Source organism: Methylophilus luteus (assembly GCF_042676265.1).
Taxonomy (GTDB): domain Bacteria; phylum Pseudomonadota; class Gammaproteobacteria; order Burkholderiales; family Methylophilaceae; genus Methylophilus; species Methylophilus luteus.
Window position 1 is genome coordinate 302,704 of sequence record NZ_JBHTKB010000002.1, and the last position, 24,631, is coordinate 327,334.

A 24,631-nucleotide genomic window follows, 5' to 3' on the forward strand; every position below is an offset into this window, starting at 1 on the left:
CACAGACCAGGCAACACAAGGTGAGATGATCATGAACACACAAATCTATCGTATTGTTTTCAACCAGTTGCGCGGCGCATGGATGGCGGTGGCCGAACACGTTTGCGCCGCAGGCAAACTTAAACGTCCACGCACAGAAAAGTGCGCACGCCAAGTTCAAGCGGCAGACCAACTGCACATTGATTCATCGCGCGATTTCAACTGGCTGGCCCTAGCATTTGGCAGCATGCTTTTCACTATGCCGGTGCAGGCCGATATTGTAGCTGACCCTCTCGCGCCTGCGCAACAACAGCCGTTTATTATTAATGCTGCCAATGGTGTGCCATTGGTGAATATCCAAACGCCGGATAGCAAAGGTCTTTCACATAATACCTATCAACAGTTTGATGTGATGCAAAACGGCGTCATCCTCAACAATAGCCGTCACAATGTACAAACGCAGCTCGGCGGCTGGGTACAAGGCAACCCCAATATGGCTGCAGGCGTGGCGAGTACGATCCTTAATGAGGTGAATTCTTCCCGCCCCAGCCTGCTTAATGGATTTATTGAAGTGGCTGGTAGCCGTGCGCAAGTCATCGTGGCTAATCCATCCGGAATCACTTGCAATGGCTGCGGATTTATCAATGCCTGGCGCGCAACTCTGGTGACGGGTAGCCCGGTGTTTACTGGCGGTGATCTGAGCGCTTATCGTGTCACTGGCGGCGTGATTAAATTTCTCGGCACCGGCCTGGACACCCGTGCGATGGATTACACCGATATCATCAGTCGGGCCGTGGTAGCGAATAGCGGGGTATGGGCCAAGAAACTGAATGTGGTGTTAGGTAACCAGCAGGTAAATGTAGCCAGTAATGGTGATGTGGGCGCCTTGACCCCGCTCGCCGCAAGTAATGAAGCCACGCCACAGGTAGCATTGGATGTGGCGGCGCTGGGCGGGATGTATGCTGGCAAGATACACCTGATAGGCACTGAGCTTGGCTTGGGCGTGAATAACCAGGGCGCGATCAGTGCCACCAGCGAGGGGCTAAGCCTTGACATCAACGGGCAATTGACCAATCAAAGTAGCGTGGTTTCGCAGGGCAATATGGCGCTGAAAAGCACCGGCCTCACAAATACCGGAGACATATTATCCGGCGGTGCGATGCGCATCGATACGGGTGATATCGATAATCAGCATAAAATCACCGCAAAATCATTGACGGTGAAAGCGCGTGATATCAGCAACACGAATGCAGTGTTGGGAGCCACCCAAGATATCAGTATTCAAGCAAATCAACTATCCGGCAAAGGCAAAGTATTAGCAGGCGGCAATATCAATGTAAACCTGCAGCAAGACTACGTGCAAAACGCCGGCTTGATGCAGGCAGATGGCAATCTGTCGCTCTCTTCAAAGGGCGCTATCTTCACCCAGACCAATATCCTGGCCGGTAAAAAATTAGCTATCAAGGCCCATGCCTTATCTAATGAAAGTGTCATAAAAGGCGAAGATACCGAACTGGATATCGCCAATACACTGACCAATACGGGCTTGATTGATGGTGATGACACTTTGATCAAGGCCGACGTATTAACCAACAAGGGTCGCGGCCGAATTTATGGTGATCACCTGGCGATTCAGGCAGGCAAGTTGAATAACCTGGCTGAGACCGTGAACGGCACCCCCCGCGCTGCAACCATCGCAGCGCGTGATCGCCTGGATTTAGGCGTGTCAGAAGCACTAGTGAATCAGGCTAAAAGCCAGATTTTCAGTCTTGGCGGTCTGCGGATAGGCCGTAGCCTGGATGCGCAGCATGCGGCGATAGGCCAGGGTGACAGCCTGGTGAATAGCAATGCCACCATTGAGGCATATGGCGATATGCACATAAATATGGCCGCCACCCAAAACCTTAATGCAGGGTTGAAGACGGAGACTGTCGTTACCAGTACGGAAAATTTCGACCAGTTCACCCCCAAAGATCAATCGAGTCTGTATGACACCGAGGATTATCCTATTTGGCAAATCGGTAACGAGGGTATTTCCTGGCGTTACGGCAGTAACTACAATTTACCTTTCAACTTCCGTGAATACTGGCGCTACATCTACAGTGGCACCACTCATGAAACCAGGGTAAAAACCAGCCTGCCGGGCGAGATCATCGCAGGCCAGCACCTGAATCTCACCGGCAATGTGATCAATAGTGATAGCCGCATCATAGCAGGTGGCAAACTAGCGCATAGCGGCGGCACTTTGAATAACAAGAATACCACCGGCAATACCACTACCAGCTACAGTGGCACCTCTTATTATTATGATTATGATGGCGGCGGCAAAGGCTTTAGTTACGATGTCAGCATTAATCCTTACAATCCTGCACCTTCGGTGACCACCCAGCCTTTAGCAACGACACAGTACCTCGCGCAAACCACCAGTAGGAAAAACGGCACAGTCGCAAGCCTGAGCCCGAACAGCCTGGGTAGCCAGCGGCCAGACGAATCCCTGTTAAATACACTCACCAGCCTGTATCGCCAGACTGCCCCCGGTGCCGGTTACCTGATTGAAACAGATCCGCGATTCGCCAACTATCAGCAATGGTTAAGCTCTGACTACATGTTAAAAGCATTGAGTTATGACCCGGCCTACCAGACCAAACGGCTGGGCGATGGCTTTTATGAGCAAAGGATGGTGCGTGAGCAGATCAACCAGCTCACCGGCAGACGTTTCCTGGCAGGCTACAGCAGCGATCTGGCGCAATACCAGGCCCTTATGAATAACGGCATCACGTTTGCTAATGCCCACCAACTGATTCCCGGGGTCGCGCTGAGTGACACGCAAGTGGCACAGCTCACCAGTGATATCGTCTGGCTGGTCACACAAACCGTGAAATTGCCTGACGGCAGCACAGCGCAGGCGTTGGTGCCGCAAGTGTATACCCGCTTGAAAGCGGGAGATTTAACCGGTGCAGGCAGTTTGATCGCCGGACAAACGCTCAATATCAACCTCAATGCTTCACTAAATAATAATGCACAGCCAAATGCCGGCAGCTTGTTTAACAGCGGTACATTGGCCGGCCAGCAGGTGCTGGCTATCCAGGCTGATCATATCCAGAATCTATCCGGCAATATGGTTGGTGAAAAAGTGAACCTGAATGCCCGGCAAGATATCCTCAACCAGGGCGGAAAAATCACCGCGCAACAAGCACTCACCCTCAATGCAGGTAAAGACATACGGATTGAAAGCACAACGGTTAACAGCAATAACAGTGCGCAAACCGGAAAGCAAAAAGGACAACTTGGTTACTCAGAGCGCACAAGCATAGACCGTGTGGCCGGCCTGTATGTCACTGACAGTGCCAACGCTGTACTGGTCGCCATGGCTGGCGGCAACATCCAGCTTGACGCCGCCAAAATCAGCAATCTTAGCCAAAATGGCGTCACCATCCTCTCGGCCGGCGATAGTATCGACCTGACCACGCAACAAACAAGTCTCAGTACCAGCACTGGCGCAGCCAAGAACTACATCAAACGCAGCACCACCGAAGAGGTCGGCACACAAATCAATATGGCGGATGAAATTCAGCTGCAAGCTGGCAACGCACTTAGTATGCGCGCTGCAAACATCACCAGTGAACAAGGCAAGATCACTGCGCAAGCGAATGAGGTCAATATCACCGCCGGTGAAGCGACCATGGATAGCGAGCAATACCGCAAAACCAAAAAGTCCGGCTTTATGAGCAGCAGTAAAACCGAGCGTCGTAATACGTTTAACGAGACCAGCGCACTTGGCAGTAATATCAGTGGAGAGACTGTGGCCATACAGGCTACCAACAATATTGGTATTCAAGGCAGTAATGTAGTTTCCACCAATGGCACTACTGTGCAGGCAGGCGGGGATATTGCCATCACTTCAGCAACTAATACCCAACACGAGACCCACAGCAAACAGGTTAAGAAAAGTGGGTTTGGCGCCAGCGGAACCAGCATAGGCTATAGCAAAAGTAAGCTAAACCAGAATGTAGAAAGTACCTCCACCACCCAAACCGCTAGCACAGTCGGTAGTGTAGAGGGTGACGTCCGCATAGAAGCAGGTAAAACCTACACCCAAACAGCCAGTGATGTCATCGCCCCCAAAGGGGACATTGATATCACTGCACAAAAGGTGGATATCGCTTCGGCTGATGAGACAAACCAGCGCACTGAGGAGATGAGGTATAAGCAGACCGGGATAAGTGTAGGCATCAGCAACCCTGTCATTTCCGCCATACAAACGTCGGATCAGATGCGCAAGGCAGGCAGCAAAACCGACGACCGGCGCATGCAGGCTTTGGCGGCCGCGACCACCGCACTCAGTATAAAAAATGCTGCGGAGGCCGTCAAAGCTGGTAGCGGAGGCAACCTTGCTGATCAGGCAGGCGGCATTAGCCTTAACTTCAGTATCGGGACTTCCAAGTCAAAATCCAGCAGTCAAAACCAGCAAACGATTGCCAAAGCCAGCCACATCAATGCGGGTCAAAATCTCAATGTCACAGCCACTGGTGCTGGCACTAAGAGTGACCTCACAGTAATTGGTAGTCAGATACAAGCCGGGCAAGATCTTAACTTGCGCGCCCAAGATCAACTCAACTTACTTGCTGCTAAAAACACCCAAAGTTTGCAAAGTAGTAACAAGTCATCCAGTGCCAGCATAGGCGTCTCAGTCGGCTTGGGTACTGGTGGAGTAATCACACCCAATGCCAGTTTTAACAATAGCCGTGGCAAAGCCAACGGCCAAGACACTAGCTGGACGGAAACTATTGTACAAGGCAGCAACAAGGTCTCGCTCAGTAGCGGTACTGACACCAATCTCAAAGGCTCACAAGTGATTGGCAAGCAAGTGATCGCTAATGTAGGTACATCAGGCCAAGGCAACCTGAATATTGAAAGCCTGCAAGATACGTCTACCTATCAATCCAAACAAAAAAGCAGTGGTGCTTCAGTGTCTTTTGGAGCCAATGGCATCCCTAGTGGCGGCAGTGTCAGCTCAGGCAAACAAAAGATAAACAGTGATTACGCCTCAGTGAATGAACAAGCTGGTATTTACGCAGGCGAAGGAGGCTTCCAGCTCAACGTCAACGGAAACACCAGCCTCAAAGGAGCGGTCATTGCATCCACTGAAAAAGCGATTCAAGACAATAAAAACAGCCTCACCACCCAGACCCTGACCACCAGCAATATTGAAAACAAAGCAGAATACGATGCCAAAGGTATCAGTATCAATGCTGGTGTTGGCGTCACTGAACAACCTAATGGTGGCGGTTTCAAAGCTAGCCCAACTGCCAGTGCAGGTAATAGCCATTTATCTGACGAAAGCAGTAGCGTTACAGTTAGCGGCATCAGTGGTGGTACGGTCACTATTACCGATTCGGTCAAGCAGCAAGCCACTGGCCAAGACAATGCTACTACCCTAGCCACGCTTAACCGCGATGTAAAAGTGAATGCGGAAGGCCAGGCAGTGGATAGCCAGGGTAATCCAACTGCAAGCACTCTCACCCAAATCTTTAATAATGACAAAGTGCAACGTGAACTCAATGCACAAGTACAGATCACGCAAGCATTTAGCCTCGTCGCGCCGAAAGCTGTAGGTGATTATGCCAGCAGCAAATTCAAAGAACTAAAGAATCAAGGTAACGAAGAAGAAGCCGCCAAGTGGGCGGACGGCGGTGTTTACCGAGTAGCACTGCATACCATCGTTGGAGGGCTAAGCGGCAATCTCGAAGGCGCGTTGGGTGCAGGTACATCGGCAGCAATGATCCCGAAGCTGGGGGAACTGCTAAAAGATATAGATATCCCTGAAGCGCTGAAACAAAGTTTAATCATGGCAACCGCTACGGCAGTTGGTAGCACAGTCGGTGGTACTGCAGGTGCGGGCAGTGCACTCACCGAGACTACGAATAATTATCTTAAACATGATGAAGCCCGCCGTATGGGTGAGTTGCTATCCAAAAAAATGCAAGGTAAATGCAGTGCGGCCTGCGAACAAGAAATTGCTAACCTGACCACATTAGATAACTCCCGTAATCAAGCATTACAAGGGTGTGCCAGTGTAAGCACCCCTGAATGTAATCTTGTGCGACAAGATGTCAGAAACGCTGCTGCAGAGTATGTTTTAACGAACGTACAAGGCTCTGTTTCAAGATATGCGCAAGAGAAAGGTGAAACATTTGCATTTGCACAACAAACTTTATCCGGGCTGAACAGTGCTGAGTTAAAAGCGTTTGGGACCGCCATCGTAGATGGTATTGCCAGCGCTTTAAAGGGCGGATATATCGCGATAGCGGCACTGGGTGGGGATGAATCCTCAAACGAGAAAGTAGGCCAGTTTGGTGCCAGCCTGATACAGTTCTTAAAAGTGCCAGGGAACTGGCAAGCCTTGGTCGGTGGACTCAGTGAGGGAGACCGGGCAAAACTTGCTGATGCATACAAACGCGGCGATGGGGATGCTGTAGGGAATGTTATTGGCAACCAGCTTGCCAGTATTCCACTGGTTGGCGCAGGGGTCGGAACGACTGCAAAACTTGCACAACTGGCAAAGGCGGCTGGGGTCGAACAAGTCATTGCACGTGTAGTCAATGGTGTTAAATTAGATGCTAGATTGCCAGACCCGGCCGCAGGTTTAAATTACCTACCCGCCAAGTTAGATGACGCTAATCCTAATATTGCAAACTCACATATCAATGGATACACAGCAGAGCTGCGGCTTGCTAACGAAGTGGCGGGATTGCCTAATCAAGCCGTAGTAAAATATGGAGATGCAGTTGGCACGCATGGTGCTGATGTAGTTTCTGTAAACACCAAAACGGGAGAAGTGACGTTGTGGGATAGTAAATTTAGGAGTGGCAACAGTGCAATTGATCAGTCACCGACGTTTCATATTAATGGCAAAGCTCTTCCTAATGCGCTTATAGATGCCCTTGTTGCGGTTAGCGATGCAAAACTACCGCCCTCAATCAGAAGTCAGGCATTATCGAACTTGCGAAAAGGGAATTATGGAACGAATACTGTTGGTGCGGGGAATGCGAGAAACAGTGTCATAACTAAAGTTTGTAATAATGGAACATGTTAAGTAAGGGGCAATAATTGAAATTTAATCCTATTCGTCGTAGAGAATCTAGCCTTGAAGAAGGTGCTTATTTGTTGAATTCGCTTGTATCAGGATCGAGGAGCACTTATGAGCCTGGTGATCCTTTGGGTAATATGGCAACTTTTGATGTAAGTGAAGTTATTGGATATTACCTCATCGGCCTACATCAGGAAGCTGCACCGGTGATTCCCCGTGCTATTGAATGGTTGAATATTGCTATTGCGCAGGATGAAGGACATAACAGACCTGCACCTCACATCCACCGGGAAGCCCTACATCAGGCAAAAGCTCTGGCATTATGGCTTCAAAGCGGTGATGCTGCGATTGAGGTATGGGAAAAAGCCCGAGAATATAATTTTATTTGTTTAGAAGTGGGGGCTTATAGAAACAAAACAAAAACAGAAGGCTTAGATGACTACCTTTGCTACTGCATCCAATCTGAACAATATCAAGCTGGCATCACAGAGTACGAAAAGTATTATGGTGTGAAAAAGATATCGCTTAAAAAAACCTTAAGTCCTAGAGCATATGGTTATGCGTTCTGCTTAAACGAAATAAATCCACAATATAGTGCTGATGATTTACTTGAAGCCGGCCGTAAGATGCTGCAAGCCAATCTGGAGGATCATCCATGGTTAGGTCATGGCGATTACAACCGAGCAACCATGTGGCTTAAGAATGTGTATTGGCATCACAATCGTACACTGACACCCTTGGAAACCCTACTCAAGGCTTATGAAAATATGCCAGGCGTGCCTAGGCCTAGCTTTGTCTAGTTGATTGCTGGCATTCACAGCGCTACGTTTTTGCAGGAGAGGGCGGCTTCCAGGTTAATGTCAACGGTAATCCTGACCTCAAGTTGCAATAATCGTCTCCACGGAACAGGCGATTCAAAACAATAAACACAGCCTGACCACCAACACAGTCACTACTCGCGATATTGAGAATAAGGCGGAATATAAAGCTAGTTCCACGAGCCTGAGCGTTGGTTATGGCAGTTAGGCAAAACTCTGCAATGGGAAGCATCTGCTGGCGGAAACAGAGTGCCGGGCACCACGCTACTTTAGGAGGCTTCTCCGCCTCCGTTCCGGTCGCACTAAGTGCAAGTGATAAACCCCGTTCTACTACTGTCAGTAATGTCAGGGCGGCAGTGTCACCATTAAAGTCAATGCCGCATAGCCAAACGACAGGCAAAGACACTACGACAGCCATCGCGAAACTGAATCGAGACGTACTGCCCATTCAGGGTAACACTAAGATTGAGTACGTCTACAACAAACCTGCTGATTATGAAGAGACCGATGAAGTAATTACTGGGGAAGAAATGAATCAAAGCTTGACCGACTTGGTCCCCAAAAAATAACTTGCATCCAGATTAAAACAGATCAGCACCAACTTAAGTCTGCCTCAATGGATAGACACGTTTATAAGCAATGTAAATGGGAAATGTGGAAATGCACTTGATGAAGGCGGTCATTTGGTTGCAGAAAGTTGGGGGGTATAAGTTAACCTAATTCCTCAATCCGCTATTCTTAATTGGGTGCTGGGCCATGTATGAAGAATGAGCTCAGAACCCTGCAAAACTTGCTTCAAGGCAATTATAAGACTAACACTGTAGGAGCTGGTCAAGTTAGAAACAGCGTACCTACGAAAGTCTGCAATCATGGCGATTGTTAAGTTAAGAGGTTATTAGATGAAATTTGATCCGTTTTTAGAAAAAGAATCCTGGCTCAGAGCAGATGCTTACTTGCTGAAATCTTTTCTGTCTGGATTACTTAGTGTTTATAAAGCTGGCGATCCTTTAGGAAGCATGGCAGCAGGTCATGTGGGCTTTATCATTTCATGCTGGCTTATAGGGCTCAATCGCGAAGTCGCTCCCGCTATTCCCCGCGCTATTGAATGGCTGAATCTTGCCATTTCTCAAGATGAAGGACATAACAGACCTGCACCTAACATCCACCGTGAAGCACTGCATCAGGCAAAAGCTCTTGCATTATGGCTTCAAAGTGGTGATGCTGCGATTGAGGTATGGGAAAAAGCCCGAGAATATAATTTGCTTTGTTTAGAAGAGGGGGCTTATAGAAATAAAACAAAAACAGAAGGCTTAGATGACTATCTTTGCTACTGCATCCAATCTGAACAATATCAAGCTGGCATCACAGAATACGAAAAGTATTATGGTGTGAAAAAGATATCGCTTAAAAAAACCTTAAGTCCTAGAGCATATGGTTATGCGTTCTGCTTAAATGAAATAAATCCTCAATATAGTGCTGATGACTTACTTGAAGCGGGCCGTAAGATGTTGCAAGCCAATCTGGAGGACCATCCATGGCTAGGCTATGGCAACTATTATTGCGCCGCAATGTGGCTTAAGAATGTGTATTGGCATCACAATCGTACACTGACACCCTTGGAAACCCTACTCAAGGCTTATGAAAATATGCCAGGCGTGCCTAGGCCTAGCTTTGTATAGCTGATTGCTGGCTTAGCGCTGCGTTTTTGCAGGAGATAGCGGCTTCCAGGTTAACGTCAACGGCAACACTGACCTCAAGCGCGCTGTGATTGCTTCCACTGAGCAAGCGATCCGAGATCGAAAAAACAGTCTGACCACCACACTCACTACTCGCAATATTGAGAATAAGGCGGAATATAAAGCTGGTTCCACGAGCCTGAGAGTTGGTTACGGCAGTTTAAGAAAAACCCTGGAAGGGGGAAGCATCTGCTGGGGGAAACAGAGTGCCAGGCACCACGCTACCTAGTTCAGGAAGATTCTCCGCCACCGTTCCGGTCGCACTAAGTGCAAGTGATAAAACCCCTCTACCACTGTCAGTAATGTCAGGGCGGCAGTGTCACCATTAAAGACAATGCTGCATAGCTAAACGACAGGCAAAGACACTACGACAGCTATCGCGAAACTGAATCGAGACGTATTGCCCATTCAGGGTAACACTAAGATTGAGTACGACTACAACAAACCTGCTGATTATGAAGAGACCGATGAAGTAATCACTGGGGAAGAAATGAATCAAAGCTTGACCGACTTGTTCCCAAAAAAATAACTTGCATCCAGATCAAAACAGATCAGCACCAACTTAAGTCTGGCCTCGATGGATACAAACGTTTATGAGCAATGTTAATGTGAAAATGCAAGGCGGTCATTTGGTTGCAACAAGTTGGGGGGGGGCTGGTAATAAATTAACCTAATTCCTCAATCCGCTACTCTTAATAGAAGGGCTTGGAGAAGTATGGAGAATGAACATAGAACCCTGCAAGGCGATGCGCGTAAAGTCGTAGTCAAAAACTACTTCATGCGTAATGGATTCACCTCATTAAATGGTAAGTGTGTTGCAAATTGCTTTGATGGCGTGTTTGTAAAGGGGAGGACGGTTTATGTTGTGGAGACGAAGCCGCTTAATGCAAATGGCACAATCAACTTGAATGGCCCTGTCAAAAATGCTGGGAGTGATGAAACGTTACCTAGACAAATGTCGGATAAATGGATTGAAAGCCGCCTAAACGAGCTTTCTAAAGGTACAGATCAAATGAAACAAGCTGCGGTACTAATAAAACAAGCTATAAAAGATGAAAAACTGGTCAAGGTTGTAGCAGGGGTAGATACAAAAAGCATAACAATAGTGAAACTCAAATGATGCAATTAACTCAACTGCAAAAAGAATCCATAATTAGTAGTGCTGAGCGAAGTTTAAAAGAAATTGCCGATGATTTGGATTACTTTAAAAATCCTCGAAAAAAATGTTCATGGGGTGCCATTATTTCCTTTATGGCAGGTGCTCACGAACACCTTGCAGTGAAAGAATACTTTATTGACTATGATATTCAAGGCTTTAAGCAGAATGCTTATCTGTGCGCACAATCAGACCTAGTAGCTAAAAGCAGAGGTTATGGTGGTGATGAAATGACTTGGGATTTACTTTTATTCGCCCTGCTTTCTGATAGCGCCAAAGCCATTCAAGCCGTGGGAATGGCTAATCCCCGCTTTATTCGAGCGGCAGGCAATCAGCCGCAATCCATTTACTTTTGGGTGCATATGTATCAACTTGTTATGCTCAATAAAATGGACGAAGTTGCACAAAGACTTGAAAAAGCCAAAACGCAGACAAAAAAGCATAAGCGTAAAGAGTTGGTTGAAGGTAAAGACTTTTTCTCACTGTTACTTGCCAAGGACAAAGTTGGTTTAGAAAATCTAATACTAGAAAAAGCAAAAAATGACAAAACCGATAATCCTTGGATTGGCGGATTGATTGCGCCCATCCCAACAATAGAAGCAAAACTCTGCTGGCTAAAAGGTATCGAGGTAGAAATTGGCCACCCTTTAGTACCGATGGAATTATTACCAGTAAAGCCGCTAGACCATTACGATGATATCTATGATTTCTTAGCGCCAGATTGGGTGCCTCCTAAGCGCACATTCTTACGAAGTATCAAGCATATGTTTTTTAAACAATAGAGCTACGATTTAAGCAACTACCATATTAGGCACTTGTTGCAAAGAGCAGGCAGGCATTTATGCCGTGAGTGTGAAAATAGAGTTGGGTTATCCTTCTAATGGTGGATGGAGACCAGGGAATTTAGGTGTTGGCAAAAATTGGAGACCCTTTTGAAGAGTTTAGGTCCGTACAGTGAAAAATTTTTCTACTGTTGAAGATGCTTACAGTGAAATTGGTAACAGTTGCATTGACTTTGTTACTGGAAGGACTTGGGATGCGGCAATATGTAAATTCCAGATTTATAACAAAATGGCCATAGGCCGTTGGAGCTTGAAGTCAAATGGGATTGAAACTAACGAAGCTTTAAATTGGCCTGATTCTAGTATTGATGGGGGAGGGGCTGCCCTTTTCCTACGTGACGACCTTCTTGCCACCACCGGCGATCGCATCTGGGGTTTAACCTTTACGCTGTTTCCTGACGGTAAAATCAAGATTGAGTATGACTACAACAAACCTGCTGAATATGAAGATACCGATGAAGTAATCACTGGGGAAGAAATGAATCAAAGCTTGACCGACTTGTTATAAAGGACTGGGCAGTAATAGCGATGGAAAACAAGGGTTGCTGAGCTGGATTACGGGAAGCGAAAGGATTGAAAAAGCGGCAGGACTGATAATAGCATTAGATATAACAAAAGCTATTAATGCTGGTCGGACTGAAACTTGGGTAGTACTTAACATGCTCATCGCAGTACTAAAACTAAAGTACAAGTTTTAGACACATTAGGCAACGTTAAGCCTATAACTGTAGATGTTTCAAAAATTCTTAAAGTGAGTAATGCAGGAGCTCAGCCATGATACGTGCACCTATTGGAGACAATATTTATTGGGATGGGCGGATAGCGCGGTTTGAAAAGGCAATAGAAGAAAATTTATCTACGTTAAGCCAACCCTCAAAAAATCCTGCGTTTGGTCCTCAGTTTTGGTTTAATCATAGCCAACACGTAACCAGACTTATTTTGCTTTGCTACTCCCGGGGCGATTCCATCCGCGAACTTACCCAATACTTTGAAGGTTTACTTGATGCCTGGGAGCTTTCCAATAAACTAGCGACTGAACTCAACGCCAATCTAAAACCAGGTGAGGGTTGGGATCATAATCACTTACTGACGTCCGCTGTAATAGTTAACGATTCGCGAGGACACACGGACCCACGGTCTTGGATCTTCGAGTTGAATTGGCTCAACCACTACAACTGGTGTTTCTGGTTGTTAGGTTTAGCACTTGCCCTGGCAATTCCCGAAAATTAATGGCAACGATTGTTAGCTTTGATTGGCGGTGAAGGTGAAGACGTGCTACTTGACCGCGTGATTGCATCTCGTCAGCCAGACCGCAAAATTGGTGACAAACTATTGCATAAAAAACCCTATGCCCGTCTACTTAAAGCGGTAGAAGCCAAGGACAAAGGGTTACCCCCACATCAACAAGCCGAGCAACTGCGCAACTTTGTTGAGCATTGGTACACTGAGCTTGAGCGCAAAGGCAATAATGAACTCTGGTGGTATATCTACGGAGACCCAGTTAAAAACCCGCTTAGCAATGGCAGTTACTTTGGTCGTTGGTGCATAGAAGCCGTCGCCGCGGTAATAGCATTTAACATAGATGATAGCCTCTGTTTAGGCCATGAACATTATCCTGGAGACTTGCTTCGTCCCGATGAATCAATAACCTACCCATTGCAAGGAGAGCCTAAAAATAGTTGGTTTAAAAAGCTATTTCGCAAATGGATTTTGTATGTGTCTACCTTTGTGAAGTTCAGAGTTGAAATGTAAACGGGCTAGTAAATAACTAGCCCGTTTATAATCTGGAGAATAGTTCTAGTGTCCCATGGCTTCACCCAGGCGTATCGGTTTGCCTGCGTGCCAGCTGCCATTAAACGCCAGTACATCCTTTTCAAACAGCATGACCACGGTAGAGCCCAGCAAAAAGCGGCCCATCTCTTCGCCTTGTTGCAGGGTAATGTTTCGGTCGCTGTAATCCCAATGTAAAACCTTGCCCGGACGTGGCGGGTTGATGATATGGTCCTTGGCATCGTGCCAGACCGTGGCCATGCTGCCGACTATGGTTGCGCCCACCAGCACCAGTACGAAGGTACCATGCTGCGCAGATTCAAACGTACACACTACGCGCTCATTGCGCGCGAACAGGCCTGGCACGTTGGCAGCAGTGGTCGGGTTCACCGAGAATAAATCACCTGGCACATATGTCATCTGCAACAGTTTGCCTGCGCATGGCATATGAATGCGATGGTAATCCTTGGGGCTTAGATACAGGCAGGCAAAGCTGCCGTGATCAAATTTGGCAGCTAATGTGGCATCGCCTCCTACTAATGCTTTTGCTGTGTATTGATGACCTTTGGCCTGGAAGATCTGGCCGGATTTGATGTCGCCAAACTGGCTGATGGCACCATCTACCGGGCAAACAAAGTGATTGTCTGCCAATGGTCTGGCACCAGGTTTAAGCGGGCGCGTGAAAAACAGGTTAAACGTCTTGTAGTGATCAATATTGCCGTTAAGTGCTTCTTCCATATTGACGTGATATTTGCGTACGAACCAGCCGATAAAAGCTGTAGTCAGGCCACCGGCTTGCCAGTGCGCCAGTTTGCCGGCAGCGGCTGTCAGCAGTTGTTTGGGGGCAATGTATTGCAGCAGAATGGCGAGCTTCACTGTTTTCCTTATTCTCTTGTATCTCTGATCAGTCGTTGCTGATTTGGTACAAGAATCCGTTTTATCATTTTATCGATTTGAGATTCTACAAATAAAAAAGCACAGGCGATATATCTGCCTGTGCTTTTTGCCTGTGGCTGGTTTAATTAGTTCTTGCTTTGATCAACCAGTTTGTTTTTTGCGATCCAAGGCATCATGGCGCGCAGTTTGTTACCTACTTGCTCAATTGGGTGAGCTGCGTTCAAACGACGGCGTGCAGTCATTTCTGGGTAGTTGGTACGGCCTTCCAGGATGAACTGTTTGGCGTAGTTACCGTTCTGGATGTTAGCCAGGCATTGACGCATTGCATCTTTAGACTGGCTGTTGATCACTTGTGGGCCAGTCACATACTCACCATATTCCGCGTTGTTAGAAATGGAGTAGTTCATGTTGGCGATGCCGCCTTCGTACATCAGGTCAACAATCAGTTTCAACTCGTGCAAGCACTCGAAGTAGGCCATTTCTGGCGCATAACCAGCTTCAACCAGTGTCTCAAAACCGGCTTTCACCAGTTCAACCGCGCCACCACACAACACAGCTTGTTCGCCGAACAAGTCAGTTTCAGTTTCTTCACGGAAATCAGTCTCGATCACGCCACCTTTGGTGCCGCCGTTAGCAGCTGCGTATGACAATGCGATTTCTTTGGCTTTGCCGGAAGTGTTTTGGTAGACAGCGATCAGTGAAGGTACGCCGCCGCCTTTAAGGTATTCTGAACGCACGGTGTGGCCTGGGCCTTTTGGTGCGATCATGATCACGTCCAGATCAGCGCGCGGCACGATCTGGTTGTAGTGAATGTTAAAGCCGTGAGCAAATGCCAGCGCAGCGCCTTTTTTCAGGTTAGGTGCGATCTCGGCATGGAAGATTTCTGCCATGGTCTCATCTGGCAGCAATACCATTACTACGTCAGCTTCTTTCACTGCAGCAGCGATTTCGAGTGTGGTGTGTTTGGCGCCTTCAGCTTTAGCCCATGAACTGCCGCCTTTACGCAAACCGATAGTGACGTCTACACCGCTGTCGCGCAAGTTTGCTGCGTGTGCGTGACCTTGTGAGCCATAACCCACGATAGTCACTTTTTTGCCTTTAATGATGCTTAAGTCGGCGTCTTTGTCGTAATAAACGTTCATGTCTGCTTTTGCCTTTCAATACAAATGCTTAGGTATATATATTTAAAAATAGGGGTGTTTAAACTTTGAGGATGCGGTCGCCACGACCAATGCCGGACGCACCGGTACGCACGGTTTCCAGAATCGCGCTGCGGTCTATGGCTTCGATAAATGCATCCAGTTTGCTGCAAGAGCCGGTAAGCTCTATGGTGTAACTATTGTCGGCCACATCGATAATACGGCCGCGGAAAATGTCGCACATGCGCTTCATTTCGTCTTTATAAACGCCGGTGGCTTTAACCTTGACCAGCATCAATTCGCGCTCAATGTGCTTGCCATCGTTGAGGTCCAGCACTTTGACCACGTCAATCAACTTGTTGAGTTGCTTGATAATTTGTTCGATCACATCATCGGAACCAGTGGTGACTATGGTCATGCGTGACAAGGTAGGGTCTTCTGTCACAGCCACGGTGAGTGATTCAATATTGTAACCGCGCGCCGAGAACAGGCCTGCCACACGTGACAGCGCACCGGCTTCGTTTTCCATCAGCAGGGAGATAATGTGACGCATTATTGCTCTCCCTTCAGGCGTGCACCGCTCAATGGGCTTAACACCATTTCTGAGAGGCCTTTGCCGTTCTCGACCATAGGGAATACGTTTTCGGCCTGGTCGGTTAAAAAGTCCATGAACACGAATTTATCTTTTCTGGCGAAAGCCTCTTGCAATGCGCCTTCCACGTCAGCCGGGTTGGTGATCTGCATGCCGATGTGGCCATAAGATTCTGCCAGCTTGACAAAGTCAGGCAGGCTGTCCATATAGGATTCGGAATAGCGGTTCTCGTAGAAGAACTCCTGCCACTGCCGCACCATGCCCAAGTAACGGTTGTTGAGCAGGATCACCTTGATAGGCAATCCATACTGCGCACAGGTGGAAAGCTCCTGAATATTCATCTGGATGCTGCCCTCACCGGTGATACAGGCCACTTGCGCGTGCTTATCAGCGAACTGACAGCCCATCGCATATGGCAGGCCCACACCCATGGTGCCCAGGCCGCCGGAGTTGATCCAGCGACGTGGCTTATCAAACTTGTAGTATTGTGCCGCCCACATCTGGTGCTGACCCACGTCTGAAGTCACGTAGGCTTCACCTTTGGTGACTTCCCACAGCTTTTGCACCACGTATTGCGGTTTGATCACGGTGTCGGAATAGGTGTAATCCAGCGATTGCACGCCGCGCCACTCGTTGATCTGATCCCACCAGTCGGCAGTGTCCGTGGTTTTGTTTTCTTCCTGCGCCAGTATCTCTACCATATCGGCGAGTACGGATTGCACGTCACCCACGATAGGCACGTCCACTTTCACGCGTTTGGAGATGCTGGAAGGGTCGACATCAATATGGATGATGGTGCGTTTGTGGCTGGTGAAGTGCTTGGGGTTGCCGATCACGCGGTCATCAAAACGCGCGCCAACTGCCAGCAGCACATCACAGTGCTGCATCGCCATATTGGCTTCGTAACTGCCGTGCATGCCCAGCATGCCGACGAACTGTTTGTCGGTGGCAGGGTAGCCGCCCAGGCCCATCAGCGTGTTGGTCACCGGGAAATTCAGTGCTTTTGCCAGCTTGACCAGCTCGGCGGCACCGTTGCCCAGCACCAGACCGCCGCCGGTGTAGATCATAGGGCGTTTTGCACCCAGCAGTAATTTAACCGCTTTCTTAATCTGGCCGCTATGGCCTTTCAATATCGGGCTGTAAGAACGCATCTCTACCGTTTTCGGGTAGATGAAGTCTGCGATATGTGCCGTGATATCTTTAGGAATATCAACCACTACCGGGCCTGGACGGCCGGTTTTAGCAATAAAAAACGCTTTTTTAATGGTAGGCGCGATATCTTTAACATGCTTGACCAGGAAGTTATGTTTTACACAGGGGCGGGTGATGCCAACCATGTCGACTTCCTGGAATGCATCCATGCCGATAGCCGGTACTGGCACCTGGCCACTGATCACAACTAAAGGAATGGAATCCATATAGGCCGTCGCAATGCCAGTCACGGCATTGGTCGCACCTGGGCCGCTGGTGACCAGTGCAACGCCTACATCGCCAGTGGCGCGTGAATAGGCATCTGCCGCATGCACGGCAGCCTGCTCATGACGCACCAGAATGTGCTTGAAGCCATTCTGTTTATACAGTGCATCATATATATGCAAGACAGCACCACCTGGATAGCCAAACACGAATTTGACTTTTTCTTCATTCAGGCAGTTGATGACGATATCAGCACCAGTCATAGATTTGGCGTGAGTGTCTGTCGCAGAGTGGGCTGAAGAGTCCATAAAATCTTGATTATTATGCTAATTAATGTTGAACCCTATACATTAGCTTGCTTTACTAATTTGGTCAAGATTATCGGGATTGTTGCGAGAGGCGAATAAAAGATATTTGTTTATTTGAAAAAGAGTTTGCAAATAATTGTTGACTTCCTAAATGAGAAACATTATCATTTGAGAACTGATTGAGGAAAGTCAACAAAATAATGCAAGCTGAATTCGCTATCAAGGAAAATGATCTGTTTGATCCGGATTTGCCAACAGCGAGTGCTGTGCTTGTATCGTTAAGTTGTGTGGCCACCCGCTACGCGATCAATCCTTCCGAAGACCTTGCATTGTTGGGGTGCAGTTTGGCGCAGACACTAAACGCGCCAGAGTATGCGGAAAGTCATTTGATTGAGTCGGCAGCCAAGCAATTGTTACAGGATTGGCAGGCGCTTTTACAGGCGCATCGTGAATTTTCTTTGCAACAAGAGGTCACGGATTTTGTTACCCCCTCTTCAACTTTACAATAATACGCTACAATATAGGGTTCACTAATTTAGTAGCGACTAATATTTCACTTCAGATTTTAAAGGAAAGGCTTTGAAACAATGAGAACCACAGGACCAAGACTGAAAATTATGCGTGCATTGGGTATCGAATTACCTGGTTTGTCACGTAAGTCTATCGAAAACCGTCCAAACCCACCTGGACAGCATGGCAACCAGGCAGCGCGTCGTCGTCGCTCTGACTTTGCTGTGAAATTGGTGGAAAAACAAAAGATCCGTTTTAACTACGGCGTGAGCGAAAAGCAAATGCGTGGTTTGATGCTGGAAGCCCGTAAAGGCAATGAGCCTACTGGCGAAAAATTGATGTCATTGCTGGAGCGCCGTCTGGATAACGTAGTGTTCAGAGCAGGTTTTGCACCAACAGGTATCGCAGCTCGCCAATTGGTAAGCCATGGCCATATCTTGTTGAACGGCAAATCAGCCAACATTCCATCTATCCGTCTGAAGGTGGGTGATGTGGTGACTTTGAAAGAGAAAAGCCGCAAGATCCCTATGGTGGTTGAAGCGTTGGCAACTCCAAGCCTGGCATTACCTGAGTGGGTGTCTGTAGATACAGCAACTGCTTCTGTGAAGGTCGGTCACTTGCCATCGATTGATGATGTACCGTTCCCACTGGACGTGCAGCAGGTAGTTGAATATTACGCTAACCGCGTTTAAGAAATGCTTCGAGCAGCCATAGGCTGCTCGAATAAAGAGTTTGAGCAATGCTCCTAACCCCAACATGTCATTGCTCAAATAGGCGTTGTTTTTTATGCGCCAAATTACCCCTGGTAAGGGTGTTCCTTGAAATCTGATGCCGCTGTGCTTTTGCATGTAAGTCGGCTTTTTTTTGGGGTCCAATCATATAGGATTGCATGATTGATTGCAACCAATGAGTTTAAGTTTTGTATAAGCTCGTCGTTGCAAAAAGTTTTGGCACGTATTTGCTAAGGTGTATACGGATTTGCAAGAGTTGATGCTAAGCGATTGTTGGGAGGTGACGGAAGTCTGGTCATCTTGCTTGGTAACAGCGCCAAACTGTAGCTGCATTTGTCGTGCGCAAATGAGCGAGCTGCACTGAACAAAAAACTGATAGTTGCTCATGCCAAATGACAATATCAGTGTTTATCAAAGACTTATCATCTGATTTTTATCCTCTTGGTCTGTTGCTTTTCTCACCCTGAGTGAAACAAATCCATGATGAGTTGTCTGCGCTGTGGCATGAGGTCACGGTTATAAAATGTTTATTTAACACTCAAAATGTCAGTATTTGAGTAAACTGATATGATAATGATGCGCATTAACTTGCCTTCTAGCTATTTATACAAGTATGAGGATGTGTGTGGATGTTTCAGCGTGAATCAATAGCGGGATTACCTTTAAGGCCTGCGCGAGCGCAAGCTGCCGGGGTTCCTGAGCTGAGCTTGCATCATCGTCAACCCAAGCCCCTGGCTGGTGTCTTCGGCTGGCCGGCGTTGGCGGCAGAGGCCTGGCTGAAACGTGAGCAGCGTCAAAGCGGCTCGTGGCTGGGCATGCTGGCTGTCGTGCTATTGCATGCCACGCTGATCTGGTATGTGTTCATACACACAGAAACCGTGGTGATCCCGCCCAAGCCTGAGCCCATGACTGTCTCCCTGATCACCCTGCCTGCCAAAAAGGAAGAAGCGCCGGCACCTGAGATAGTCCCTATCATCAAACAGAAGCCGGTTGAAAAACCTGTCATCAAACCCAAAGAAACACCGGTCAAGCCAGTGGAAAGGCCTACGCCTGTGGTTGAGCGCATAGTAGAGCCAACTGCGGATACGCCACGTTTTGAAGCCAGCACGCAGCCAGCGGCACCGCCTATGGAGGCCCCGGCTGCTGCTTCGGCCAAACCTGCGCCTGCACCGGCAGCCCCGCCCAAGCAAGAAATCGTTGAAGAAAAAGAAGAGCCACCCAAATTTGGCGTCGCTTATCTGAACAACCCGCCCCCGGAATATCCCAAGCTGGCCAAGCGTGCCGGTGAGGAAGGCCGCGTACTGTTAAAAGTGCTGGTGTCTATTGATGGTAGGCCGGAAACGGTGGAGATCTCTAAAAGCAGTGGCTTTGAGCGCCTGGACACGGCAGCCATCAATGCAGTCAAGCAGTGGCGGTTTGAGCCGGCACGCAAAGGCGGTAAACCCCTGAGTGCCGCTGTCATTGTGCCGCTGGCATTTACACTCAATTAAATAGCTCATTTAAATATATAAGTTTGATCGGAAAGGAAATTTTTTAATGGAATCTACAAGCGGTTTGGCATTTATCACTGAAGGTGGCGTGGTGTCAGTGATTGTGGCGCTGATTTTGCTGACCATGTCGGTATTGAGTTGGTATTTTGTGGTGGTGAAGTCCTGGAAGGTGCTCAAGCATAAGCGCGAGGTCAATGCTTATGTGCGTCAGTTCTGGCGTAAAGCGACCCTGCAGGAAGCGTTGCAGGAAAACAGGCAGCCATCTCCAGCTTATCGCCTGGCCTTGACTGCGGTGGAATCCACGCAGCACCACCAACAATATGCCGCGCAATCACTGGGTGCTGCCTGTAGCCAGGATGAGTTTATTGCGCGTCAGTTGCGCCGTACTTTATCGCAAGAGCAGGCGACCCTGGATAGTGGATTGTCAGTACTGGCGTCAGTGGGCAGCGTTGCACCTTTTGTCGGCTTGTTCGGTACCGTGTGGGGTATTTATCATGCCCTGACAGCAATAGGACAATCCGGCGTTGCCACCATTGATAAAGTGGCCGGCCCGGTGGGTGAAGCATTGATCATGACGGCGATCGGCCTGGCAGTGGCGATTCCGGCCGTGCTGGCTTATAACGCTTTTATCAAGGCCAACCGCGTCATCATGGCCGAGCTGGAAAGTTTTGCCCAGGACCTGCATACGCTGCTGACGACGGGGGCGCCGCTTATGATAAAGCTAGGTAGCAAGTCAGCCAATGTGACCGACATTCACGCCCGTGTCGTGAATAAAGGTGGCAACTCATGATAGGAAATAATCCTTTCAGTGCCGGTGAGCACACCCAACCTATGAGCGAGATCAATACCACGCCATTGGTGGATGTGATGCTGGTGCTGCTGGTGATCTTTATCATTACCGCGCCTTTGCTGACGCATGCGGTGAAGATAGACCTGCCGCAAGCGACCTCGCAACCGCTGGAAGAAAAGCCGGAAGTGATAGATCTGGCAGTGGATGCCGATGGCAAACTGTACTGGAACGATGCCGAAATCGATAAAGATACGCTGATCAGCCGCATGAATCAGGAAAGTGGCAAAACGCAGCAGCCCGAGTTGCAGATCCGTGCCGATAAAAACACACGCTACCAGGTGCTGGCAGAAGTGTTGGCCCAGGCGCAGACCGCAGGCATGAAAAAAGTCGGCTTTGTCAGCCAGCCACAACCATAACCGAAAAAACGCAGGCAGTAGTTTATGACGCAGCAATCTATCCGGCGTTGGGCATGGGTACACAAATGGTCCAGCCTGATCTGCACCGTATTCATGTTATTGCTGTGCCTGACCGGATTGCCGCTGATCTTCAGTCATGAGATCCATGACTTGCTGGGTGATCATATCGTCACCCCCAACATACAGCACGATGGCGCTATGGCGAGTATGGACAGCTTGCTGGCGACTGCCAAAAAGCAGAATCCGGGCTTCGTGCCTCTGTATATGTACCGCGACGATGATGAGCCGTTGCAATGGACCATCAGCATGGCTAAAACCGTTGATGCGACCAGTGGTTTCAAATATGTGGTGATGGATGCGCGTACCGCGCAGGTGCTAGGTGAGCCACCCGCTGAAGAAGGCTTTATGTACATCGTCTTCAAGCTGCATGTGGATCTGTTCGCCGGTCTGCCTGGCATGCTGTTTCTGGGGCTGATGGGCTTTCTGCTGGTGATCGCCATCATCTCTGGTGTGGTGCTATATGCGCCTTTCATGCGCAAACTGCCATTTGGCGAGATAAGGCACCAGCGTGGTGAAAAGCTCAAACGGCTGGATATCCATAATATGCTAGGCATAGTCACCCTGAGCTGGTTTCTGGTGGTGGGCGCAACCGGTGTGATCAACGCCTGGTCTGACCTGCTGGTGAAATACTGGCAATTCGACCAGATGTCGCAAATGATCGCCCCGTATAAAAACCTGCCACCGCCTAGCCAGTTTGCGTCTTTGCAGAAATCGCTAGAGGTGGCGCAGAAAGCCGAACCCGACATGCAGTTGGGCTTTATTGCTTTCCCTGGCACTGACTATAGCAGCCAGCATCATTATGGCATTTTCATGCGTGGCGACAGCCCGTTGACCAAGCGCCTGTTTAAACCGGTATTGGTAGATGCACAGAACGCCACATTGACCGACAGCCGTCCTTTGCCCTGGTATCTGGTTGCGCTACTGGTTTCGCAACCCTTGCATTTTGGCGATTACGGCGGCATGAGCCTCAAGGGCATCTGGGCGATACTCGATATATTGAGCATCATAGTGTTATGGACCGGCCTGAAACTGTGGTGGAAAAAACGCCATCACTACACCGCCGTGACTATCACGCGTCCGATATTGAATAGAGCCAGCTAATAAGGCTGTGATGTATGCGAAATAAGTCTTTAAAACAGATTTTTCTATGGCCTGCTGTCATCGCGGTGGTGTCTTTCACCGGCTTGCTGACAGCCTTGCTGGTGGATGATGCGCGCGAACTTGTTTCAAATGCGGCAGTCGCATTGCCTATACTGATCGCCGCTTATTACTGGTTAAAGCCACGCGCAAAAGACTGAAACAGTTAATCTTGCCTGAAACCAGGTCCGCTTCAGGCAGTTTTAAAAGCCGAGCCAGCCAACGAGTGAAAACTTCAGTAGCCAGCTATTTTTTTGTTATGGATGAAACGGAGAAATGATGAATTTAACACGTACACAATGGCAACAATTGATCGCTGTAGCGGGTACCGCAATCTGTTTGATGCAGCAACCTGCACAAGCGGCTGACAAATGTGATGTGACTGTAGATGCCACAGACCAGATGACTTACAGCGTGAAAGAGATCGCAGTGCCTAAAGCCTGTAAAGCCTTCACCATCAACTTAAAGCACACTGGCACTATGAGCAAAAACATCATGGGTCATAACCTGGTGGTGAGCAAGCAGGCTGACGAGCAAGGTGTTCTGCAAGACGGCATGAAAGCCGGCGTTGCCAATTCATACGTTAAAGCACAAGATGCGCGCGTGGTTGCTTCAACCAAAGTGATCGGTGGTGGCGAAACTTCTAATGCTTCATTCGCTCCATCACAACTGGACGCGGCAGGCAGCTATGTTTTCTTCTGTTCTTTCCCTGGCCATGCTTCCCTGATGAAGGGCACGCTGAAGTTGATCTAATTTTTAACACTGGCCAGCTTGTTACCTGGGCTGGCCTTTGCCGAAGCTAATTTTCAGCCAGCAGTACTATCTACACTCCGCTATCAGCAAGGTAGCGGAGTTTTTTTCTGCCTGCTTAAGCAGGCTGTTTGGTCATCTTTTACCAAGTGACACATTGTTAACGCACGCAAAGGCTATGTTGCCGTATCTGCGCTACTTGAAAATGGGAATGCTTCTCATGTAGAATGTCCGCTGTAAGAATTTATAACTTATCAGCATCTATCAGAATATTCTGCGGTCCAATGGTGGAGTTTTTGTTGTGCCGGCAAGACTAGCTGTATCGCTACGTAAACAATCTGAAGCAGGGGCGTGCAATACCATTTGCGTGTAACCATCACTCCCGCAATCCTTGTTATCACGTCGTGCCTCTTCAATGAATGAAATTTAAGGAAATACTTATGACCGATCAGGAAAAACTTCAATCAGTAGGCGAAGAAGCCATTGCATTCAAAGGCCTGTTCAAAACCGTGCAACTGGCGACTGTCAACGCACAAGGCGTGCCAGAGGCCAGTTACGCTGCTTATGTAGAGCGCGATAACAAGTTTTACATCTATGTCAGTGAACTGGCCACCCATTGTGCCAACCTGCGCGAAACCGGTCTTTGTTCCGCCATGTTTGTCGAGAGTGAAAAAGATGCCGGACACCTGTTTGCCAGAAAACGCCTGGTGTTCAAATGCAGCGCCCAGGAAGTGGAAAGAAACAGCGCCAAGTTTGACGAAGTGATGGCGCTTTTCTATGAAAAATTCGGCAAGTTCATGGATGCCATAGGCAAACTCACCGATTTTCATATGGTGGAGTTGACGCCGACCCACGGTAGTTATGTCGCCGGTTTTGCCAAAGCTTACCACCTGAATGGCCAGGATTTATTGCAGATCACCCATCGCAATGACCAGGGCCACGCTGCGCCAGACGCATCTGCGCAACAAAAACTGGATGAGCTTGCCTAAAAAGTGGTAAATGCC

General features: G+C 48.4%; 21 protein-coding genes. 17 read left to right on the plus strand and 4 right to left on the minus strand.

Translation table 11 applies throughout. The features are described from left to right. Positions 1–31 precede the first annotated feature (31 nt). From ACFQ1Z_RS11005 to ACFQ1Z_RS11040, 8 genes are all read left to right on the plus strand, one after another. Positions 32–7,075 carry a hemagglutinin repeat-containing protein gene (locus tag ACFQ1Z_RS11005; protein WP_379057623.1) on the plus strand — a complete coding sequence of 2,348 codons (7,044 nt, stop codon included), beginning with the start codon at positions 32–34 and terminating at the stop codon, positions 7,073–7,075. Between the two features lie 14 nt (positions 7,076–7,089). Beyond that, entirely contained in the window at positions 7,090–7,869 is a 780-nt protein-coding gene (locus ACFQ1Z_RS11010; protein ID WP_379057624.1) for a hypothetical protein, read from the plus strand. Between the two features lie 917 nt (positions 7,870–8,786). Further along, entirely contained in the window at positions 8,787–9,566 is a 780-nt protein-coding gene (locus ACFQ1Z_RS11015) for a hypothetical protein (RefSeq protein WP_379057626.1), read from the plus strand. Between the two features lie 772 nt (positions 9,567–10,338). Beyond that, positions 10,339–10,743, plus strand: a complete 405-nt coding sequence (locus ACFQ1Z_RS11020; RefSeq protein ID WP_379057627.1) for a hypothetical protein — start codon at positions 10,339–10,341, stop codon at positions 10,741–10,743. Next, complete coding sequence (locus ACFQ1Z_RS11025) at positions 10,740–11,561, plus strand: Imm49 family immunity protein (protein WP_379057628.1); 822 nt, start codon at positions 10,740–10,742, stop codon at positions 11,559–11,561. The genes ACFQ1Z_RS11020 and ACFQ1Z_RS11025 overlap by 4 nt, the downstream gene beginning before the upstream one ends. A 172-nt stretch (positions 11,562–11,733) precedes the next feature. Further along, positions 11,734–12,129 (plus strand): hypothetical protein, encoded by a 396-nt coding sequence (locus tag ACFQ1Z_RS11030; protein WP_379057629.1) that lies wholly within the window; start codon positions 11,734–11,736, stop codon positions 12,127–12,129. A 266-nt stretch (positions 12,130–12,395) separates the two neighbouring features. Further along, positions 12,396–12,851: a PoNe immunity protein domain-containing protein gene (locus ACFQ1Z_RS11035; protein WP_379057630.1), complete on the plus strand. Its 456-nt coding sequence runs from the start codon at positions 12,396–12,398 to the stop codon at positions 12,849–12,851. A 9-nt stretch (positions 12,852–12,860) separates the two neighbouring features. Next, complete coding sequence (locus ACFQ1Z_RS11040; RefSeq protein ID WP_379057631.1) at positions 12,861–13,373, plus strand: PoNe immunity protein domain-containing protein; 513 nt, start codon at positions 12,861–12,863, stop codon at positions 13,371–13,373. A 45-nt stretch (positions 13,374–13,418) separates the two neighbouring features. Here ACFQ1Z_RS11040 and asd read toward each other — a convergent pair whose 3' ends face one another. The 4 genes from asd to ilvB all read right to left on the minus strand — a co-directional run bounded on the left by asd (position 13,419) and on the right by ilvB (position 17,743). Beyond that, positions 13,419–14,267 (minus strand): archaetidylserine decarboxylase, encoded by an 849-nt coding sequence (gene asd, locus ACFQ1Z_RS11045; protein WP_379057632.1) that lies wholly within the window; start codon positions 14,265–14,267, stop codon positions 13,419–13,421. 146 nt (positions 14,268–14,413) lie between these two features. Beyond that, on the minus strand, positions 14,414–15,430 hold the full coding sequence (gene ilvC / locus ACFQ1Z_RS11050; protein ID WP_379057634.1) for a ketol-acid reductoisomerase: 1,017 nt from the start codon (positions 15,428–15,430) through the stop codon (positions 14,414–14,416). Positions 15,431–15,488: 58 nt separating this feature from the next. Further along, complete coding sequence (gene ilvN, locus ACFQ1Z_RS11055) at positions 15,489–15,980, minus strand: acetolactate synthase small subunit (protein WP_055828089.1); 492 nt, start codon at positions 15,978–15,980, stop codon at positions 15,489–15,491. Then, positions 15,980–17,743, minus strand: a complete 1,764-nt coding sequence (gene ilvB, locus ACFQ1Z_RS11060; RefSeq protein WP_379057635.1) for a biosynthetic-type acetolactate synthase large subunit — start codon at positions 17,741–17,743, stop codon at positions 15,980–15,982. The genes ilvN and ilvB overlap by 1 nt, the downstream gene beginning before the upstream one ends. Before the next feature lie 200 nt (positions 17,744–17,943). Between ilvB and ACFQ1Z_RS11065 the strand changes: the two genes are divergently transcribed. The 9 genes from ACFQ1Z_RS11065 (at position 17,944) to ACFQ1Z_RS11105 (ending at position 24,616) form a co-directional block, all read left to right on the plus strand. Continuing rightward, entirely contained in the window at positions 17,944–18,252 is a 309-nt protein-coding gene (locus ACFQ1Z_RS11065) for a hypothetical protein (RefSeq protein ID WP_379034616.1), read from the plus strand. A 78-nt stretch (positions 18,253–18,330) separates the two neighbouring features. Continuing rightward, positions 18,331–18,945 (plus strand): 30S ribosomal protein S4, encoded by a 615-nt coding sequence (gene rpsD, locus ACFQ1Z_RS11070; protein ID WP_379057636.1) that lies wholly within the window; start codon positions 18,331–18,333, stop codon positions 18,943–18,945. Between the two features lie 746 nt (positions 18,946–19,691). Then, positions 19,692–20,474: an energy transducer TonB gene (locus ACFQ1Z_RS11075; RefSeq protein ID WP_379057638.1), complete on the plus strand. Its 783-nt coding sequence runs from the start codon at positions 19,692–19,694 to the stop codon at positions 20,472–20,474. Between the two features lie 46 nt (positions 20,475–20,520). Beyond that, positions 20,521–21,264, plus strand: coding sequence for a MotA/TolQ/ExbB proton channel family protein (locus tag ACFQ1Z_RS11080; RefSeq protein WP_379057640.1), 744 nt, complete (start codon positions 20,521–20,523; stop codon positions 21,262–21,264). After that, positions 21,261–21,680 carry an ExbD/TolR family protein gene (locus tag ACFQ1Z_RS11085; protein ID WP_379057642.1) on the plus strand — a complete coding sequence of 140 codons (420 nt, stop codon included), beginning with the start codon at positions 21,261–21,263 and terminating at the stop codon, positions 21,678–21,680. The genes ACFQ1Z_RS11080 and ACFQ1Z_RS11085 overlap by 4 nt, the downstream gene beginning before the upstream one ends. A 24-nt stretch (positions 21,681–21,704) precedes the next feature. Then, positions 21,705–22,841, plus strand: a complete 1,137-nt coding sequence (locus ACFQ1Z_RS11090) for a PepSY-associated TM helix domain-containing protein (RefSeq protein WP_379057643.1) — start codon at positions 21,705–21,707, stop codon at positions 22,839–22,841. A 14-nt stretch (positions 22,842–22,855) separates the two neighbouring features. Further along, positions 22,856–23,038 carry a hypothetical protein gene (locus ACFQ1Z_RS11095; protein ID WP_379057644.1) on the plus strand — a complete coding sequence of 61 codons (183 nt, stop codon included), beginning with the start codon at positions 22,856–22,858 and terminating at the stop codon, positions 23,036–23,038. A gap of 118 nt (positions 23,039–23,156) precedes the next feature. Then, positions 23,157–23,630, plus strand: a complete 474-nt coding sequence (azu, locus tag ACFQ1Z_RS11100; protein ID WP_379057645.1) for an azurin — start codon at positions 23,157–23,159, stop codon at positions 23,628–23,630. Positions 23,631–24,067: 437 nt separating this feature from the next. Further along, positions 24,068–24,616, plus strand: coding sequence for a HugZ family pyridoxamine 5'-phosphate oxidase (locus ACFQ1Z_RS11105; protein ID WP_379057646.1), 549 nt, complete (start codon positions 24,068–24,070; stop codon positions 24,614–24,616). Positions 24,617–24,631 lie beyond the last annotated feature (15 nt).